The 18,096-nt window shown below is 59.7% G+C and carries 18 protein-coding genes; 3 read left to right on the top strand and 15 right to left on the bottom strand.

All coding sequences use genetic code 11. The features are described from left to right. Nucleotides 1–22: 22 nt before the first annotated feature. The 5 genes from KDL09_RS12260 to KDL09_RS12280 all read right to left on the bottom strand — a co-directional run bounded on the left by KDL09_RS12260 (nucleotide 23) and on the right by KDL09_RS12280 (nucleotide 4,677). Nucleotides 23–1,192: a class I SAM-dependent rRNA methyltransferase gene (locus KDL09_RS12260; protein ID WP_294385290.1), complete on the bottom strand. Its 1,170-nt coding sequence runs from the start codon at nucleotides 1,190–1,192 to the stop codon at nucleotides 23–25. Between the two features lie 144 nt (nucleotides 1,193–1,336). Further along, nucleotides 1,337–2,323, bottom strand: coding sequence for a zinc-binding alcohol dehydrogenase family protein (locus tag KDL09_RS12265; RefSeq protein ID WP_294385295.1), 987 nt, complete (start codon nucleotides 2,321–2,323; stop codon nucleotides 1,337–1,339). Between the two features lie 70 nt (nucleotides 2,324–2,393). After that, nucleotides 2,394–3,209: a murein L,D-transpeptidase family protein gene (locus tag KDL09_RS12270; RefSeq protein WP_294385298.1), complete on the bottom strand. Its 816-nt coding sequence runs from the start codon at nucleotides 3,207–3,209 to the stop codon at nucleotides 2,394–2,396. Nucleotides 3,210–3,222: 13 nt separating this feature from the next. Continuing rightward, the gene (locus tag KDL09_RS12275) at nucleotides 3,223–4,110 is read right to left on the bottom strand and encodes a polymer-forming cytoskeletal protein (RefSeq protein ID WP_294385301.1); all 888 of its coding nucleotides are present in this window, start codon (nucleotides 4,108–4,110) and stop codon (nucleotides 3,223–3,225) included. Between the two features lie 198 nt (nucleotides 4,111–4,308). Then, nucleotides 4,309–4,677 (bottom strand): polymer-forming cytoskeletal protein, encoded by a 369-nt coding sequence (locus KDL09_RS12280; protein WP_294385304.1) that lies wholly within the window; start codon nucleotides 4,675–4,677, stop codon nucleotides 4,309–4,311. A gap of 281 nt (nucleotides 4,678–4,958) precedes the next feature. Between KDL09_RS12280 and KDL09_RS12285 the strand changes: the two genes are divergently transcribed. The 3 genes from KDL09_RS12285 to KDL09_RS12295 are packed head-to-tail and all read left to right on the top strand — an operon-like array spanning nucleotide 4,959 to nucleotide 8,068. Beyond that, nucleotides 4,959–6,137 (top strand): beta-ketoacyl synthase N-terminal-like domain-containing protein, encoded by a 1,179-nt coding sequence (locus KDL09_RS12285; RefSeq protein WP_294385307.1) that lies wholly within the window; start codon nucleotides 4,959–4,961, stop codon nucleotides 6,135–6,137. Between the two features lie 45 nt (nucleotides 6,138–6,182). Continuing rightward, nucleotides 6,183–6,974: a glycosyltransferase family 2 protein gene (locus KDL09_RS12290; RefSeq protein WP_294385312.1), complete on the top strand. Its 792-nt coding sequence runs from the start codon at nucleotides 6,183–6,185 to the stop codon at nucleotides 6,972–6,974. Then, nucleotides 6,971–8,068: a glycosyltransferase family 4 protein gene (locus KDL09_RS12295; protein WP_294385315.1), complete on the top strand. Its 1,098-nt coding sequence runs from the start codon at nucleotides 6,971–6,973 to the stop codon at nucleotides 8,066–8,068. The genes KDL09_RS12290 and KDL09_RS12295 overlap by 4 nt, the downstream gene beginning before the upstream one ends. Before the next feature lie 100 nt (nucleotides 8,069–8,168). On the opposite strand, the gene KDL09_RS12300 is transcribed toward KDL09_RS12295, so the two are convergent. Genes KDL09_RS12300 through KDL09_RS12345 form a run of 10 tightly spaced genes read right to left on the bottom strand, consistent with a single transcriptional unit; the run spans nucleotide 8,169 to nucleotide 18,070 of the window. Beyond that, nucleotides 8,169–9,395, bottom strand: coding sequence for a type II secretion system F family protein (locus KDL09_RS12300; protein ID WP_294385317.1), 1,227 nt, complete (start codon nucleotides 9,393–9,395; stop codon nucleotides 8,169–8,171). Nucleotides 9,396–9,436: 41 nt separating this feature from the next. Next, nucleotides 9,437–9,895: a prepilin-type N-terminal cleavage/methylation domain-containing protein gene (locus KDL09_RS12305; protein WP_294385320.1), complete on the bottom strand. Its 459-nt coding sequence runs from the start codon at nucleotides 9,893–9,895 to the stop codon at nucleotides 9,437–9,439. Further along, complete coding sequence (locus KDL09_RS12310) at nucleotides 9,892–11,514, bottom strand: hypothetical protein (protein WP_294385323.1); 1,623 nt, start codon at nucleotides 11,512–11,514, stop codon at nucleotides 9,892–9,894. The genes KDL09_RS12305 and KDL09_RS12310 overlap by 4 nt, the downstream gene beginning before the upstream one ends. 10 nt (nucleotides 11,515–11,524) lie before the next feature. Beyond that, nucleotides 11,525–12,508, bottom strand: a complete 984-nt coding sequence (locus KDL09_RS12315) for a hypothetical protein (protein ID WP_294385325.1) — start codon at nucleotides 12,506–12,508, stop codon at nucleotides 11,525–11,527. Beyond that, entirely contained in the window at nucleotides 12,505–13,356 is an 852-nt protein-coding gene (locus KDL09_RS12320) for a hypothetical protein (RefSeq protein WP_294385327.1), read from the bottom strand. The genes KDL09_RS12315 and KDL09_RS12320 overlap by 4 nt, the downstream gene beginning before the upstream one ends. 3 nt (nucleotides 13,357–13,359) lie before the next feature. Then, nucleotides 13,360–13,956 (bottom strand): hypothetical protein, encoded by a 597-nt coding sequence (locus KDL09_RS12325; RefSeq protein WP_294385329.1) that lies wholly within the window; start codon nucleotides 13,954–13,956, stop codon nucleotides 13,360–13,362. Nucleotides 13,957–13,979: 23 nt separating this feature from the next. Then, the gene (locus tag KDL09_RS12330; protein ID WP_294385331.1) at nucleotides 13,980–14,534 is read right to left on the bottom strand and encodes a hypothetical protein; all 555 of its coding nucleotides are present in this window, start codon (nucleotides 14,532–14,534) and stop codon (nucleotides 13,980–13,982) included. A gap of 16 nt (nucleotides 14,535–14,550) precedes the next feature. After that, entirely contained in the window at nucleotides 14,551–15,420 is an 870-nt protein-coding gene (locus tag KDL09_RS12335; RefSeq protein WP_294385333.1) for a hypothetical protein, read from the bottom strand. After that, complete coding sequence (locus KDL09_RS12340) at nucleotides 15,407–16,471, bottom strand: ATPase, T2SS/T4P/T4SS family (protein WP_294385336.1); 1,065 nt, start codon at nucleotides 16,469–16,471, stop codon at nucleotides 15,407–15,409. The genes KDL09_RS12335 and KDL09_RS12340 overlap by 14 nt, the downstream gene beginning before the upstream one ends. A 12-nt stretch (nucleotides 16,472–16,483) precedes the next feature. Next, nucleotides 16,484–18,070: a choice-of-anchor K domain-containing protein gene (locus tag KDL09_RS12345; protein ID WP_294385337.1), complete on the bottom strand. Its 1,587-nt coding sequence runs from the start codon at nucleotides 18,068–18,070 to the stop codon at nucleotides 16,484–16,486. Nucleotides 18,071–18,096 lie beyond the last annotated feature (26 nt).

Consider the following 18,096-nt stretch of genomic DNA (forward strand, 5'->3'; position numbering starts at 1 on the left):
TGAAGCCCGAACTACGAACGCATTACCACGAAGCCACGACCTCATAGGCGTAGCCGCGGAGGTATTCGGTCTCGGGGATGGTGGCGAGGATGGGGTGGTCGGGGCGCTGGGTGTAGGTGGTGACGCGGCGGAGGGTTTTCTTGGCATCGACGGCGGCGTCGGTGATGCTGCTGTGGAACTCGGCGGCGCTGACGTGATGGGAGCAGGTGAAGGTGGCGAAGATGCCGCCGGGCTCGAGCATCTTCATGGCGCGGAGGTGGATCTCCTTGTAGCCACGCAGCGCATCGCGCACGGAGCTCTTGGTTTTGGTGAAGGAGGGCGGATCGAGGATGATCAGATCGTAGCGGGCGGCGGCGGCTTCGTTGCGCTTGAGGAAGTCGAAGCAGTTTTCGGCGATGCATTCGATCTTCGCTCCGGCGATGGCGGCGTTTTGTTTCGCGACCTCGGTGGCGGGCTCGCTGATGTCCACGGCGGTGACCTCGCTGGCTCCGGCGAGGGCGCAGGCCTGCGCGAAGCCGCCTTGATTGGAGAAGCAGTCGAGCACGCGGCGGCCTCTGGCGAGGGCGGAGACGAGTTGGTAGTTGTCGAGCTGATCGAGGTAGAGGCCGGTCTTCTGGCCTTCGAGGAGGTCGGCGTGGAAGGCGCTGCCCTGATAACGGACGACGAAAGGTGTGGGCGTCTCGCCACTGACGACGCCTTTGACCTGCTCCATGCCCTCGGCCTTGCGCACAGCGGCTTCATTGCGCTCGACGATGCCGCGCGGCTTCACGACGTCGTTGAGCGCCTGGATGATGAGGTCTTTGCGCAGATCCATCGCGAGGGTGAGCGTCTGCAGAACGAGGAAGTCGCCGTAGCGGTCGATGATGACGCCGGGAAGGCCGTCGGACTCGCTCCAGACGAGGCGGCATAGGTTTGGATCGACACCGGAGGCTTCGCGCACCTTGATCGCGCGCTGGATGCGACGCGTGAAGAAGTCGAGATCGAGATCCTGGCGGCGGTAGGAGAACAAGCGCGCGGAGATCTGCGACTGCGGATTGTAGATGGCGCTGCCGAGCGGTTTGCCGCGAACGTCTTGCAGATGGACGACGTCGCCGGGCTTGGGATCACCGAAGCGTTTTTGGATTTCGGTGGCATAGACCCAGAGGTGACCGTGGAAGAGGCGGGCGCGGGGCTGGACGGTGAGGGTGGGCATGAGGGGAAATGACGAATGCAGATTGATGAATGACGAATGGCCAGTGCTCGCAGGGGAATGCGAGGGTTGCAAGCGTGGTCGTGAGGTGTTGGCCCCTCACCCTAGCCCTCTCCCCGCAAGCGGGGCGAGGGAATCTGAGTTTGATCACACTGAAACGACCGCCTTGATCACACGGGACTCGGGCTTGAGCCATTCGTCCATCTGCGAGGGCAGTTCGTTGAACTCGCACCGATGGCTGATCCAAGGGCGGGTGTCGATCTGGCCGGACTGGATCATGGCGAGGATGCGGGGGAAGTCGGAGGCGACGGCGTTGCGGCTGGCGAGGAGTGTGAGCTCGCGACGATGGAACAAAGGATCGTCGATGAGGACGGGTTCCTTGGTGATGCCCACGTAAACAATGCGGCCGGTGAAGCGGGCAAAGCGGAATGCGCCGCTCATGGAGTTCGGATTACCAGTGGCGTCGAAGACGATTTGGAAGGCGGGCGCATCGGGCAATGACGCGACGACATTCACACCGGGGTAGTATTGCTCGACGAACTCGCGACGGGCGGCGTTGAGTTCGAGCATTGTGATGGCGGCATTCGCAGCGCGGGCGAATTCGAGGACGGTGAGTCCGATGGGACCGGCGCCGATGATGAGAACATCGTCGGAGGCGGTGACCTGCGCGCGGTTCACGGCATGGCAGCCGATGGCGAGCGTCTCGACGAGGGCGAGCTGCTCGAAGTCGAGCGCGTTGCAGGGATGCAGTTTGTGCGCGGGAAGGATCATGCGCTCGCGCATGCCGCCGTCGCAATGGACGCCGAGGACTTGCAGTGTCTCGCAGCAGTTGGTGCTGCCGCGCTGGCAGGAATGGCAGGTGCCGCAGTTGAGGTAGGGCTCGACGGAGCAGCGATCACCGACTTGGAGGTGCGTGACGCCTTCACCGACGGCGAGGACTTCGACGCCGAGTTCGTGGCCGAGGATGCGCGGGAACTCGATGAAGGGCATCTTGCCGAGGTAGCCGCTGAAGTCGGTGCCACAGATGCCGATGGCGCGGATGGCGACGAGGGCTTCGCCTTGTTGTGGTGCAGCGGCTTCGGGGAGCGTGGTCCACTCGAAGGTTTTGGCGGCGGTGAGGGTGAGGGAGCGCATGGAATTAAGAAACCAGAATGAGGAATGACGAATGAATGTCGAAGGACCACTGACGAATGCGTTAGTGTCCTTATCTGGCGTGATAGCGGCCGTTTTCGACAATGATCGTCGGGACGCGGCGTTCTTTGTCGAAGAGGTCGTGGACGGGGCGGAGGTTTTGCCAAAAGTCGAGGTGCGGGGAGGTTTGTTCTTTTTGCATGCGTTCGTCAGTCATGCGGAACGGGAAGATGTGGACGGGGACGGTGTCGGTGTCTTTGAGAGCGGCTTCAACGACGAGGTAGATTTCCTCGATGAGAGGATCGGTCATGGCGAAGCAGCCGATGCTGACGGTGCTGCCGTGGACCATGATGAGGCTGCCAGTGCGCTGGTGCGCGAGGTCATAGGCGTTGGGGTAACCGATGTTGAAGGAGAGATGGTAGCTGCTGGCGAGATTGAGCTGCCTGGCAGTGACGCGGTAAAAGCCTTCGGGGGCCTGCATGTCACCTTCCTTGGTTTTCGGGCCGAGCGTGCCTGAGAAGGTGGCGATGGGATAGTTGCGGAAGAGTTTCCAGCCGTTGCGGGTTTGCAGCCAGAGTTCGAGTTCGCGCGTCTCCTTGAAGATTCGGATGAAGGCGGACTGACCAAGTTTGAGTTGACGCGCGGCGAGTTCGTCGTGCAGTTTGGGCAGGAGGCGCGAGCGGACGTTGGAAAGTCGTTCCGCTGCAGTCATCGGCTTCCATTGATCTGGTTGCGGAGGCGGAGTGTAGGGCAGGGCCAGATGATCTTGCGTGAGCTGTTGCATGGCGATGTTCAGCCAGGAATAAATGACGATCGGGGAGCCTGCGCGAACGACGAGAAGGCAGGCTGCGACGAGCGCCACCACGAGCAGAAGGGAGCGCGCTCTCATACCGCGTGGCAAACTACGAACCCATCTTGCCGCGGACGATGTTCATTGCACCATTGAGCTCGCCACCGGGTTCGATGGAGACGGAGCGAGCAGTGACGTCGCCGTTGACGGAGCCGTTGCTGCCGATGAGCACCGGACCAGTGCAGAAGATCGTGCCGGTGACGCGGGCCTGGATCTCAACTTCGGTGGCATGCACGGCATTGAGGAAGGCGACGTCCGCGCCTTTCTCGACGACGAAGCGATTGCAGCGGATTTCCCCGATGATGCTGCCGGTGGTGCGGAAAGAGGCATCCCCAGAACAGCTGACGTTGGCCTCGATGATGCCATGGCATTCGAGATCGCGACAATGAACGCTGCTGGCGGAAAGGCGGCCGCGTTTGCGGACGAGGACGTTGCCGCGCGTCTTGACGGACTGTGTGGAGGTCATGTTGATCTCCACATCTTCGAGCGAGATGTAGGCACCGCAGGCAGGGCAGTTGGCTGATTTGGCGGAACGACCGGTTTTGAAGCTGTGCCCGCAGTCGAAGCACTCGGCGTCTTTGAAATACTGGTTCCGATACATGCCCTGCTCCTTCATTTTCTGGAAGGAGCTGGCGGTCTGTGGCGCAGGTGCCGGTGTTGGAGGCGGAGAGTTGGACTGCGGGCGCCGCATGCCGGTGGTGATGGGTTCACCGTCTTCGTTTACAGCGGCAGGGTTCTGTGGCGCTGACGGTGACTGGCTTTGGAGATAGGCGCCAAAGCCCTCCGAGGGCGACAGTTCAGATTCGTTCTCCTGTGAAGATTCTTCCACCGTTCCAGCAGGAGGCGGCGGTGTAGGAGCTGCCCCAGGAGTTGCGGCGGTGTCTCCGTGCGGATCAATGGTCGTCCATGCATCATGCATGCCGGCACCGGAGCGTGTCACGTTAGATGCGGTGACGTGGCGTTTGTGCACCGTGAGATGCACTCCGCATTTTTTGCAGAATGTGGAAACGACGAGGCGCGGCTCATACTGAGCCGCGCCACAAGACGGACACGCCACTTCGATCAGATGCTTCGGTGGCGTGGGAAGGATGCTGGACTTCGAGCCGAAGAGCCGCCCGAACACTCGATATAAGGCAGGTTAAGGTTGTGGTTTCGGGCCGCCCGCAAAGGCAGGCTTGGTTTCGGCCTTCTTGCCAACTTGAGACTGGCCCATGAACGTGGCGCCTTCTTCAATGGCGAGAGTGCCCGCAGCGATGTCGCCGACGAGGATCGCGTTGCTCTTGAGTTCGCAACGTTCCGCGACGGTGATGTTGCCTTCGACCTTGCCGAAAATGATCACCGAGCGGGTTTTGACCTCGCCTTTGATGAGAGCGTTTTCGCCGACCGTGAGGCTGCCGTCGGAGATGACTTCGCCCTCGATCTTGCCGTCGATGATCAGATCGTGGGAAAATTTGATGGAGCCTTTGATTTCGACGTCATTGGCGAGAACGTTTTTGCTGGTGGTCATGACGGGAGCTGAGTGTGAGCGTTGGGGTTGTGCAGCGGGAGCGGATGCGGTGGAGAGAATGGGTGCGCGCTCGGCTGTGGGAGCCGGTGCGGAAGCCTCGGAACGCTTGTCTTCCTTTTGCCCTTCGGGTTGTCCTATGATTTGCCTTAACATGAGGATGAAAATATAGCGGGCTGTTAAGTTGAGTGTCAATCTTTGGCTTGCTTATTTTTTGTGAGGTTGATGTAACAGGGACGTGTCCTGGCGGTTGCGTAGCGTGAGTTTTGCTGCTGTATCGAGGCATGATGGAATCTGTGCTGGTCACAGCCGTTGAGACGGCCTGTGCGCTTGGTTTACAAATGGAGGAATGCCTGTCCGCGTTGCGTGAGCGCCGCTGCGGACTCACGCCGCTGGGGGGCGCTCTGGGAGGGGAGTTTGCCCTCCTCTCTGCGGGCCGGCTGGCCTCACGAGAGCCGGTGAAAGGTCGGCGCTACGGAGCCGCGAGTAATGCGGCGGTGAAGTTGGCCTGTTCAGCAGTGACCCGCGCGGGCTGGACCCCTCAGGACGTAGCCGGTGCGTGGCTGTATGCCGCCAGCAGCAGAGGAAATGCAGGGGAGATGACGGGTACAAACACTTGGCGCAGGCCCCTGCGCAAGTTCAGTGCCAGCAACACGATGCACAGCGAGATCGCGGCGGCGGTGAGCATTGAACTTGGGATTCGTGGCCCTTGGCAGATGATTTCAAACGGCTGCTCCTCAGGGCTCGATGCGCTGGGAATGGCCTGGATGGCGGTGGCCTGCGGGCAGGCTCCTCGGGCATTGGTGGTGGCGGTGGATCTGCCTCTGGTGCCGGAACTGCTACGGGACTTCCGCGACACCGGGCTGCTTTCCGGCAACGGGGTGAATGATCCGTTTGCCTGTGGTGAAGCCATTTCTCCTGAGCGAACGACGAGCGGCTTCATGCCTGGGGAGGCCGCCGTTGCGCTCACCCTGGAGCGCGAGGGGGCGGGACGTCCGAAGCTGTGCCGCCTGGAACACTATGGTGCGAACAGTGACGCGTATGATGCTTTGATGATTCCTGAAGATGGGGGTGGCATCGAGGCTTGCGTGCGTGCGGCCCTCCATGCCGGAGATCGTAGCAAAGCGGTGCTCTTGTGTCCGCATGCGACGGGCACCTTGAACCATGCACGTGTCGAACCGCCCGCGCTGCTGCGGGCGCTGGATGGTGCACCGGTGCCTTTGCTGCCGCTGAAGCCCACCACTGGGCACGCCCTCGGGGCGAGCGGTCTTTTGGATGTGGCGCTGATCGCTGCCTGCATGGGGAATGGGTGGCTGCCTGCGGCGCTGCCCGGGCTGACACCGCCGTCATGTGGGCTGAGCTTGAACGATGAGCTGCTTAAGGTGTCCTCCGGGGATCGGGTGATCAAACTGGGCTCGGGCATGGGTGGTCACAATGCGGCAGTGTCCTTGGCCGCGGTTTGATTCGTGCTTGGCACGCGCGGTGGATTCGCGAAAGTCGTGCACCGCATGACCCGCTTGCCGCTTTCGATTTCCATCATCTCGCTCAACGAGGAGGCCAATCTTCGTCGTTGTCTGGCGAGTGTCACCGACCTGGCGCAGGAGATCGTGATCGTGGATTCCGGATCCACGGATCGCACGGCGGAAATCGCGGAGGAGTTTGGCGTGAAGTGGGTGCATCAGGACTGGCTGGGCTACACCGCGCAAAAAAACTTCTGCCTTTCCCTCTGCTCGCAGTCGTGGATTCTCGCGCTGGACTGCGATGAGGAACTGACCCCTGAACTGAGGGAGTCGATTCAGCAGTTTTTTGCCAACGGTGATGATCAAAAGTTCGACGGTGCATGGATGTCCCGGCTCGTCTGGTTCATGGGGCGTTGGATCCATCACGGCGACTGGTATCCGGACCGGAAGGTGCGTCTGTTCCGCAAAGACAAAAGCCAGTGGGCTGCCGATGGCGGCGGGCAGGTGCATGAGCGGCTGGATGTGGCCGGGCCGTGTACCACGCTTAAGGGAGATCTGCTGCATTACTCGTTCAAGAACATCCAGCATTACTTGGTGAAGCACGTGCAGTACTCCCAGGTGTTTTTACAGACGCAGCAGGGAAAGGGCAAACGCTGGTCGTTGCTACACACGTTGTTTCGGCCGTGGTGGCGATTTACCCGCGCCTATTTCTTGAAGCTGGGGTTTCTCGACGGCTTTCCCGGGTTGTGGATCGCGGTGGCGACGGCATTTTTTGCCTTCGACCGCTACAGCCGGATGTTTGAAAGCGAGGCGGAGGCGGGGGCGAAATCAAACGGATGAAGCTCGCGCTGATCCACCCGCAAATCATTCGTGCCTCCGGTGTGGAGAACTTCCTCATCGAATTCGCGAAGCGTCTGACGGCCGCCGGACACGAGCTGAGCTATGTCACTTCGCTGACCACTCCGGAGATTGGTGCCGCATTGCCGGGGCGATGGGAGCTGCTGCCGCGACTGCGCGGTTCAACGACGCTGCGAATGTGGCACTTCAATCGTCTGGCTTCGCGTGTCGCCACAGGAGCGGAAGTGAGCATCGGATTTGGCCGCACCTGCATGCAGGATATTCACCGCAACGGCACCGGCTGTCACCGGCTGTATGGAAATCTGCTTCCTCTCTGGCAGCGTTACAGCTTCAAGCATCTCTACGAACTGCATCTCGAGCGACGTCTCTACGGCGGCAATGAGACGAAGCAGTTTGTGACCAGTTCTGCGCGCGTGGCTGCGCAGCTTCAGGGCATCCATGGCACCGATGGTGAACGCTTTCACATTTTGTCGCCGCCCGTCGAGACGCAGCTTTTCAAGCCCACCGAAAATCGTGCAAGCGTACGTGAGCTCTTCTGCCGCAAGCTGCAGACGGATCCCGCCAAGCCTGTGCTGCTCTTCGTGTCGCTCAGCCACCGCCGCCGCGGCCTGGAGCCGCTGCTCGAAGCGATGGTGAATGTCGATGCAACGCTGTGGATCGTCGGAAAGGGGCTCAGCGCCGCACTGCGTGAGAGGATCCGGCGTCTCGGCATCGCGTCACGCGTGCGTGCCGTGCCGGTGACGAGTGATCTCGTGGAGCTTTATCAGTCCGCAGACTGGTTCGTGCATCCCACGCAGTATGACGCGTTCTCAAACACGGTGCTGCAGAGCATGGCCTGCGGTCTTCCTGGAATTATCTCCGTGATGGATGGTGCCGTGGACCACATCCGCAACGGCGAGAACGGCTTCATGCTCTATCACCCACAGCAGTCACAGGAGCTGGCTTCCCGTATTCAGGAGGCTCTTGCTCTGGATTCGGCCGAGTGGCAGCAGCTCTCTGCCGCGGCGCATGAAACGGTGATCGCGTTGACGTGGGAGAAGCACCTCGCGGGATGGGAAGAGATTCTCAAGTCCTGATCGGAAACAGATCAGGATGCAGTGTCACAGCGAAGGCATGAGGCCGGACGCGCCTTGGATTCAGGCTTTGAAGGGAGAAGGCGTCTTCACCCGCATGGCACTACTTCTTCTTCAAGATGACATCGCCGAGGCTGAACATCGGGCCGTAGATGGCATAGATGAGGAAGCCGACCATGATGCCGAGAATGAGCATCGTGAGAGGCTCGATCATCTTGTCGAGAGTGGCGGCGAGGTTGTCGAGTTCCTCTTCGTAGTCGTCAGCGATTTCGGAGAGCATCTCCGTGCCGGACCCGGTTTCGGAAGCGAGTTCGATGAGACCGCAGAGGTTTCGCGCGTCAGGGCCGAGCCAGTGGGATTCCATGAGGAAGGCCTCATGCAGGGTTCGCCCGACGGCGATGTGCTCTCTTAGACGGATGAACAGTTCTTTGTAGTGATAGTGCCAGCTTGCCTGGGCGGTGATGTCGAGGGCGCTTGAGAGACGAACGTTCGACTCGGTGAGCATGGCGAGCGTGCGAAAACCGGTGGCCGCGGCAGACTTGCGCACGATGACGCCGATTGCTGGAAGTTTAAGAAACAGGTCCTGAACCGGACGCAACGAGCTGATTTTTCCCCAGTTGGCGAAGAAGAAATACAGGCCGATGAACGGTGCGATGGCCATGTAGGGTTTGTGCATGAAGAGATCGGAAAGTGCGATGAGCACCTTGGTGCCCATGGGCAGCTCGGTCTTGAAAGAGGTGAAGAGCTTGGCCATGGCGGGCACAAGCGTGAAACTCATTACGATGACGACGACGACGCCCAGCACGATGACGACCGCAGGGTAGATGAGACCGCCTTTGAGCTTCTTGATGACCTTCGAAGACTTTTTCTGTGAGACGGCGATTCGTTTGCAGACCTTGGGGAGCTGACCGGCCTCTTCACCTGCGAGGATGAGGGAGAGCATGTCATCCGGGAAGAGCTTGGGGTATTTGGAAATGGCGTCGCTGAACTTGTCGCCGACGGAAATCGCGTGGACGACTTCGGCGATCATGCCCTTGTACACGGGAGATTTGACGCGGTTGGTCTGAAGCAGGAGACTTTTGGTGAGCGAGATGTTGCGCTCGAGACAGCGGCCGAGGCCGGAGAAGAAAGCCGCGCTGTCATCAGTGTTGGGCTTGGGGCTGGTCAGACGATGCAGCTTTTCGTCGATGCCGGTGATGGTCTGGATCGATGTCGTTTCATTCGGCGCAACGCCGGCACCGATGAGGGCTTTTTCATCGGTGTCCGTATCCACGAGGGCGTCCGAGGACTTTCCGGAGTGAACATTGGTGATCTTGACTTTTTTGAGCATGGCGACGGAGGAGTGAAGATTTGACAGTCAGAAGCGCAGGATCAAGGCGGGGGCGGACGAAGTGCGGTCACGAGCTGTGGACGAAAGGCCGAGAGGGTGAAGGAGGCACCGGCTGTTTCCGTTGCAGGGTCTTGCGAGCTGTTCACGATCGCGGTGCAGAGGGCGCTCTCCATGACGACACCGTTGACGGTGACGTTGCCGTTTTCGACGATAGCGGGATTTCCATAGATGGCCTGCTGAAGCACCGCGTTCTGAGTCTGGGCCGGCATGATGGCAGTGATCTGAACCGTCGAAAGGCCGAGCTGCCAGAGGCGCACCATGTTTTCCTGGTAGTTGCGCGTGACTGCGACGCGGGTGGCCAGTTCCTCCTGAAGCATGAGCGTGGAGGAAAGGCTGACCATGGCCGTGGTGCCGATGGAGATGATGGCTCCGGCGGCGAGCACCTCGATGAGCGTGTAGGCGGCGCGTCTTGCGCGCGCGATTTGCGGGCGCAGTTTCATGGAGCGGAGGGAAGGAAGTAGGACTCGAGCCAGGCATCCCGTGGCAGAAAGGTGGCGAAGGCGGGGCCGCTGTTGGTGGCGGCGGGCACACTGGGATCGCTGTCGCTGGAGAACACCAGACGGCTGGGATTGATGCCGCCCGCGGCACGGCGCTTGACGGTCCAGTTGGTCATGACACCACCGATCCAGCGGATGCTTTGAGTCATTGACTGGGGCATGTTGAACATGATGCTCTGGTACTCGTTTACTAGGACGCAGCGCCAGCGGAACTCGGTGCCGCTGATCGGATTGTTGACCCAGGAGAACTCGACGGGTCGTCCGTTGTCATCCTGGAAGGCAAGCACATGGCGGCGGTTGTTTTCACGTTCGAAGCGAACGTCACGCACCCAACGCCCCTTGGGGCCGTTCGGCATGACGGTGATGATGACCGGCTTCAAGGAGGCCGCATTGTTGAAGGCGGTGGCATTGCTCTGCCCGACAAAAATGATCTGATCGACCACGCCGTATATGCGCATGTTTTTGAGATACGAACTGTCGAGCTTTATGAAGAGCACCTTGAGCTTGTCATCGTATCCTGAAGGCCAGCCGGGGGGCGTGTAGGTCGGGGTCTTCTGCTCCGCGATCCAGTAGGCTTCGGTGCCTGAATTGAAGACGCCTGAAACGTCGATGGTGATGGTGCCAGTGCGTCCGGCGGCGGCTTCACGATCTTGAAAGTGCCAGAGCGAGTTGTCAGGGTTTTCGTCATTGCGCACGACGTTGAGGTAGCCCTGATGCTTGAGATCACCGCCGCCGCTGATGGGGCCGGTGGTGCTGGGGACCACGGGCATGTTTGAAGGCAGGAGGTTCTTGCCATTCAGATCAGTGCCATAAACAGGGTAGGGAATGGAGGGCGGCTCCACCGCGGCATGAGATTGAATATAGAGGGACTTGGTGAGAAACGGCAGTTGCAACGGACTGGGGGTGCTTTTGACAAACAGGGACGGCGGGTGTCTCAGGACGGTGCGGCCTTCGACGGTCCAGTGCGCATGATGTCCGGCACCACCGGAGCTGGCGTTGTTATAGACATCGAGCTCGGTGACGACGCCGTCGGGTTTGCGATAGACGCAGAACACGTCGCCATTGAGCACGGGTGGCATGGTCTTCAAAAACTGCCATGACTTGTAGTCGTCAATGTTGCCGGCAATGTCGGCGGACGGACGCGCAAGCTGTTCCACGGTGATGTAGGATGCGCCCGGACGCAGTCCGGTGTGGTTGTAGGGGAACACGGTGCTCATGCCGCCGGCCGTGCTAGAGGAGGTGTACACGTTGAGGTTGTCCCAGCCGTTCACGGTGTTGAAGCTGCCGATGTCAGCCCCGAGCGTGGTGTTCTGCCCGGCCGTCATATTGTCATCGCGTTCGAACGCGTTTTGGGTGACGCATTGCCATCCGAGCAGCCGCGAACTCTCCACACCGATGCGCCGTCTGCACACGTCCTCCAGATAGCTGACCTGCACGGCACGCGTGCTCATAAGAGTCACCCAAGACGACAAAAAGATGCCGCTCACGATCATAAGCATCAGCGCCGCCGCCATGAGTGCGCCGCGTGAGCTTGGAGAACGATGGTGACGAGAGATCCGCATGGCTGGGAGATCAAAGGGCAGGGAACATCGGGACGGTGAACATGAATGAGGTGCGCCCGGCCATCTGATTGTAGGCCTGGCGTGGATCGCTGGAGGGAAGCGTGTTCGCCACGGCGCCGAGATGACGCGCCGAGGGGTCAGGCCACCAGATGAAGTAGAAGGGCCGTTCCGAGGCGCGTTTGAACCGTTCGATGGTGGCGGGCGTCTCCCGAAGCGCGAGGCGTTCGGAACGCTCGAACGTGATGAACAGCGGGGCAAAGCCGTCGCTGCTCCACTGTGTCGAATTCGTGGGGTTCATCACGGATGGAGGGAAGAAGACATCGTAACCGCCTATGAAGGCCAGAGTTGATGGCGTGGTGGAGCCGGAGGCATCTGCGTAACGCTTCACCGATGCATAGATGCCGTTTGGCTCGCTCTTCGCAGTGAAACGCACCAGATCGATATCATAGATGGCGTTGACCTTGAGATACCCGGCGTACTTGCTGTAGCCCAGGATGAAGATGCTGGCATTTTGCGGCACCGTCGTGCCGTCATTGAGCGGATTGCGATAGTCGCGATAGAGCGAGCTCGAAACGCCCGCATTCGCGATGATATGCGTCCGAAACTTCTGCGGAGTGTCGAGTTCGTCGTGCAGTGTCGGATTGTAGGGAATCGTCGATGGTCTCCAGGTGTTCATGCCGTCCCGGGACAGGCAGTAAACCGCCGTGGCGCTGAGCGTGTCTGCCACAAACTGTTCACGCAGTTCCTCTGCCATAGACAAAGAACCGTATTGCGGTGCCATGGCGACGTTGGTGCTGTCGCTGAGCAGTCCATAAAAGTTCTTCATGCGAGCAAGGCCGAGCGGCACGGTGACGGTCGAGGAAACGCTCGGCTGGCTCTTCACGATCGTGCCGTATGAGACGACGGCTCCACCCAGAATCACGGCGGAAAGCGCGAGCACCAGCAGGAGTTCCACGGAGGTGAAGCCCCCTGGCTGATGGACGCGACGGTTCATTTGGGCGCAGGCGTTGGATTGCCAAAGAGCATGCGTACCACGGACTCAACCGCAGGAGAGGAGGGGGGCTGAGTCTGTGCCGTAGCCTGTGCGGGTATTTCCGCCGGCTTCTTTTGAGCGGCTGCCTGCGGTGGCTGGGATGTGGCAACCATTTCTTTCTCCACTGATCGTGGGGCAAAGGGTGATGCAGGATCGTCTGCAACAAATTCAGCTTTTGGCGTTGCTGGTGGGGTGGAGACAGTGGCTGGCGGAGTATCCTCAGGACGGTCCATGAAATTGCGACGGGGGAAGTCCATCGTGGCGTTCACTCCATTGGAGGATGATGGATCATCTTCAGTCTGACCCAGCATCTGGTAGCGCACCTTGGGTGCGATGTTGATCGGGATGATCATCAGCTTGGGCGGCAGGCCGGTTGCACGCTTTTCCTGCCAGGCGAGTTCGATGTACTCTGAGGTGATGTTTTTCACCTTCAGTTCGACCATCTGTTCAGGCAGCACCGGCGGAACGTCACCTCCTGTCTCGAGAATGATGTTTCCCAGCAGCACGCGCATGCGGCCATCCGCCATGCGCTTTGTGCCGACCACGGGCAGTTTCAGAAGTTTGTCGCGAACTCGGTTCTCCTCAGTGTCACCCGGGGCCAGGCGATTCTGCGCCTCGGACTCCGATTCGAAGGGGTTGTGTTCTTCAGGCTTTACGTTCTCGGGAGTCTTTTCTTCAGGAAGAACCAGTTGATACTGCACCCGTTGTTCGGTCTCTTCGCCTGAGACCGCTTCCTGCCCGCGCACGGCGGGTCCTGCGAAGGCGCAGATCAGGCCGGCGATCAAATACATTCTGTGTTGGGAGTTCATGGATCAGGACTTTTTGGGTTTCTCCTTTTCCTTGGCCTTCTTCTTCTCTGCATCCGCAGCGGCGAGGTCGAAGATCGGGGTTTCAAACGAGACCTCCATCTTCAACTGGCGACCGGTGCTGCCGCCGGTGATCTGCACCACTTTCATGCGTGCGGTCGGCAGGCGGCGTTCGATGTCGCCAAGCCAGTTGAGCACCTTGGCGTATTCCTCCTCAATGACCATGGTTGTGAGGACAGATTTTGGGATGAGCTTGTTGCCCGCGGTCTGTTTTAGTTCGGTCTTGCGGGAACGTACGAGATTGATGCCGCGCTCGCGCAAGCTCAGTTCGATCGTTTGCTCCGCCTCCTGCTGCGTCTGCACGCGATCAAGCGCCGGGAGCCAGCCGCGCAGGAACCTGCGCACTTCTTCGGTGTCCGTTCGGAACATGGTGGTTTCGATCTCGGCCGTGGCGCGTTCAGATTCGGCCGTCGTCGCGGCCGATTCAGCATCCTCCGCCGCCGTGCGAGTGGCGGCCACCTTGTTGTGGATCATCTGCGCGGTGTAGGTCATCGCGCCGATGATCAGCAGGAGGACAACGCAGGCGAGTTGCTTGGGGTTCATGGCAGGAGAGGAATTGAATTGGGTTAGTCTGCCTGGCGGACGAGAGTTGAGTGGTATTCGACCACATCACCGTTTTTTGTCTGTTGCGGCGAATAGGACCGGTAAAGAAGCTGGCCCAGCGCTGATTCAATGGCGGCGAGTTCGCTGGAAACCTTGGAGCCGTTCAGGTGGATCGTGAGCGCGAGGTTGGCAGGCACCTGCTCGCTGCGTTCGAGCGCCACCTGGGTGATGCGTGTTTCTGTTTGCACAGCGCGGGCGATCTTGACGGCGATGGGCTGGATGTTGCGGGCACCTTCCATCCATTGGGCGACCTTCTCCGCCTTGGTGGCTTCGGATTCGAGGTCGGACTTTTCATTCTTGAAGGAGTCGCGTTGTGCCTCGCTGGCTTTTTTACGTTCCTCGGCCTCGGTCTTCTGGGCGAGCGCCTTTTTGTAATGGAAGTAGTCCATTGTCATCACGTAGGCGCATCCGACCAGCGCCGCATAAAAGATCGCCGGGATCGCCCGAAAGGACGATGGCAGACGACGCGACGTGTCGACTCGCGGTGTCTTGAAATCGTGGCAGAGGTATTCGTTCATGGGGATATTGAATGGATCAGTGTTCGCCAATGATGGTCCAGAGGAGGTCGTCCTGGGTGAGGTCGGTGGCGCCGACTTTTTCGAGATGAAGCATCAGCTCAGTGCGGAACTTGTTGTCATGCCCTTCGCCGACAAAGTACACCGGACTGCCCTGCGGAACCTTGGCGAGCAGCGGGCTGATGATTTGCAGCGCGGTTTCCACGGCTTCAGGCCCCAGGCCGCTGCGGCAGCGGATGTCGCGCCACTGGCCCTCTTGTTGCACGAGAACCGCCAGGGAACCCTCGCAGGCGGCGACAAGGACGAAGTCCGGAGGCGTGCCGCCTGAACTCGCGCGGTAGATGCTGAGAACCGCATGTTCCAGCATGGCAAACAAGCCGCAGCACACACGACCGGGTTTCAGGTTGATCGTTCGCAGCACGTCCTCGGTCACTTTGACCAGAGACTCTTCCACCGCGAGCAGCAGGCTTGCCGTGGTCTCGGGGTGGTGGCAGATGGCGTAGCGTTTACCGCGGTCGTATTTCGGTCCGAGCACGGCACGGGGATTGGTGCGCAGCAGGCTGACGCAGTTGTCACCGCGCATGAGGTTGTTCTCGAGGCTGATGATGAAACGGTGGTTCACCGAGACCGAGCACCAGCCGTTTTCCACCATGCCGCGCCATTCTTCAGAACGTTGCGGTGCGGCATCGGCGAATTCGCCCTCCTGCACGCCTCCGTCTTCAAACTTGCCACGTTTGTTGATGGAGCGCCAGCTCACCGCGCCGCGGCTGACATTAATAAGAAGAGACTTTCGGCCTTCGTAGCGTTTGCCCCAGGGGACGGCAGAGTCGTCGGGGTCGGCTTTGAAAGCGGCGAAGCTCAGGACAGATTTGATTTCATCCAACAGCATAAATGGAGGTCAGTTGTTCTTTGGAAAGGAAGTCATACACCTCATGTTCGGTGTAGCCGGTCTTGCGGGCGGTGGAGGGCTTCCAGCCGTCGGCCATGCGCATATTCAGACAGCGTTCAAAGCTGACCATGCCCCGGGTGAATCCAGCCTCGAGCTCCTGGTCGAGGTTCTTGAACTCGCCGCGCCGGATCATCCCGCATACGGAGTCGTACGGCAGCAGCAGTTCGTGAATGGGGAAGCGCTTGCCGCGGTTTTCATCAAACAGCAGACGCTGGCAGAGAATGCCGCGGATGGAGTCGGCGAACGAGAGCATGGCGTTTTCCATGCGGTCGCTGGGGATGAGCTTGAGGTAACGTTGCACCGTCTGTGCGGCGGAGGAGGTGTGCAGCGTGGCAACGACGACATGGCCGGTTTCCGCGGCCTGAAGCGCGATTTCCGCGGTCTCGCCGTCACGAATTTCTCCCACGAGAATAACGTCCGGCGCCTGACGAAGAGCTGCACGCAGTGATTTGTTGAAGTCGAGCTCGTCGGTGCCGATCTCGCGTTGTGAAACGAGAGAAGGGATGCCGGAGGGATAGACGAATTCGATCGGATCCTCGAACGTGAGCACATGCTCCTGCCTGCGCTTGGCGCGCTCGAGGATCATGGAGGCGATGGTGGTGGACTTACCGGAACCAGTGGCACCACAGACCAGAAACAGGCCGTTCTTGGCTTCGAGGAACGCCTTGATGGCCGGAGGTGGCACCATGAGCTTGCTGATATCAGGGATGTTCTCGGGCAGCAGACGCAGCACCCAACGCGGACGTCCCCGGGTGACCATTCGGTTGACACGATAGCGCCGCGGGCCTAGCTGCAAGGCGTAGTCCACGCAACCGGGGGTGAACTCCAGAGGGCGTTCAGGCTGGTAGATGAACGAATCGTAAAAGAGCTTTCCGTTGCGCTTGTACGTCAGCGGTTCCCACGGAGTCACATAGAAGTCGCTGACTCCGTTGTCCTTCGATAGATGAAGCATCCGGTAGCCGAGCTGACTGCGTTCGTGAATGTCTTCCATGTTCGTTGGCTGTTAGTGGTTGCTGGTGAAGCGTGCGCGAAGTTCCGCCTTCGCCGTGGCGCCTTCAAAAATGAGGAACTTGCTGCCCTGCACGACGCCTGCGCCCGGATCGAGTGTGACCCATGAGAGCTCGAGGCGATATTCAACGCCGTCGATAGTGACGCGTACGTCTGTCGTAGGGTTTTCGATTGCGACGATGTCGGCGCTGGCGAGGCGGTCGCTGGTGTTTTCGGTGCTGGTAAGACCGAGATCGATGTGTGTAGTGAAGCTCAACGAAGGTTCCGTCAGCGTCAGATTCACCGACAAGGTGACGTTGGTGGCTTCACTATTGTAAAACGTGGTGCCGTTCAGCAGCAGGAGCTCGCCAAAATCAAACCAGGTGTTTGGAGTGATGGAATCAAAGGCCGCAGGAGTGAAGCTCAGCACGTTTTCGACGCCTGCGTCGAGGTACTCACCGTTTCCCAGATCAAGTTTGGTGTTGCCATGTTTGAACGTGGATGTCCCGCTGCCGTTTTGAATGTTGGTGACGAGATTGGTGCCGCCGATGGCGTTGCCCCAGTTGCCCTCTCCAGTTCCGCTGAAGCCGCTGGTAAGCCGATAAAAGGTCTTGGTGATCGTGGAACTGGAGGAATACTCAGCGGGCCGCGTGGTTTCATTGTACGCCTGAAGAGTCATCGCCGGTGTGAGCGGGATAGGGCCACCATGGTAGATGTCCCATGCGCCTGAATTGATGCGGTACATCATGTTTGAAGCTGCGGGCGGTGCTCCATTGCGATCGACGGTGACGGAAGATGGAAAATCCAGGAAGGCGAAGGTGCCGCCTGAAGGACTGATGGTCGGAGGGGGCAGTTTGGTGATTGTTGGAACCGGAGTGGGGCCGCCACCGCTTCCGGAGCCACCACCATTTCCACCGGTCTCGTCGGGAGGTGGTTCGCTTGTCGTGGGAGCCGCCTCGTCAGGATTGAAGCCATCCGACGGATTAGGCGTGCCGAGGGGCTGTGGGTTGAGGTAATTGGCCGCAGGGTCGGCAACGGAAGCTCCCCAGACCCATCCTTTGGCGTTCGTGTTAAAAGTGACCGTGGATTTGGTGCGTTTTTCAGTTCCGAAGTCTGCGCCGGCGAGAGATTCATCGAGATAAAACTCCGAGACGGCAGTGCCACGTGCATTGGTCAGTTCGAACCGCTGCTTGGAACGGTTCCACGCTGCCCTCGGGCTGTTGTTGCCGTCCGGCCCCGAGGTCATCTTTGCTTGCAGGCGCACGTCCAACAGTCTGCCCGAAGCCATCCCAACGTGACGCTGCCACTCCGTTTGGGGACGGACACGCTTCATTTTGTCAAGCACCGCCTGAGGACTGGTCAGACCTGCGACACTGCCACCATCTGCGACATACAACGCCACCATTTGGTTGAGCGTGGAGACGTCGGATTCCAGTTTGGCTGCGTGGGCGGAACTGGTGTCGTTGCCGATTAATGAGACTCCCAAAGTGACGATCACACCGATGATGGCGATCGTGATGACCAGCTCGAGCAATGAAAAGCCGACACAGCAGGAAGGCCTGTGTGAGGCAGAATCAAAGGCTCTGAAGCCGGAAGAAATCATAACGGGTAGAGTAAATAGTCAAAAGT

It is taken from the genome of Prosthecobacter sp., assembly GCF_020439865.1.
In the GTDB taxonomy this organism is placed as follows: Bacteria; Verrucomicrobiota; Verrucomicrobiia; order Verrucomicrobiales; family Verrucomicrobiaceae; genus Prosthecobacter.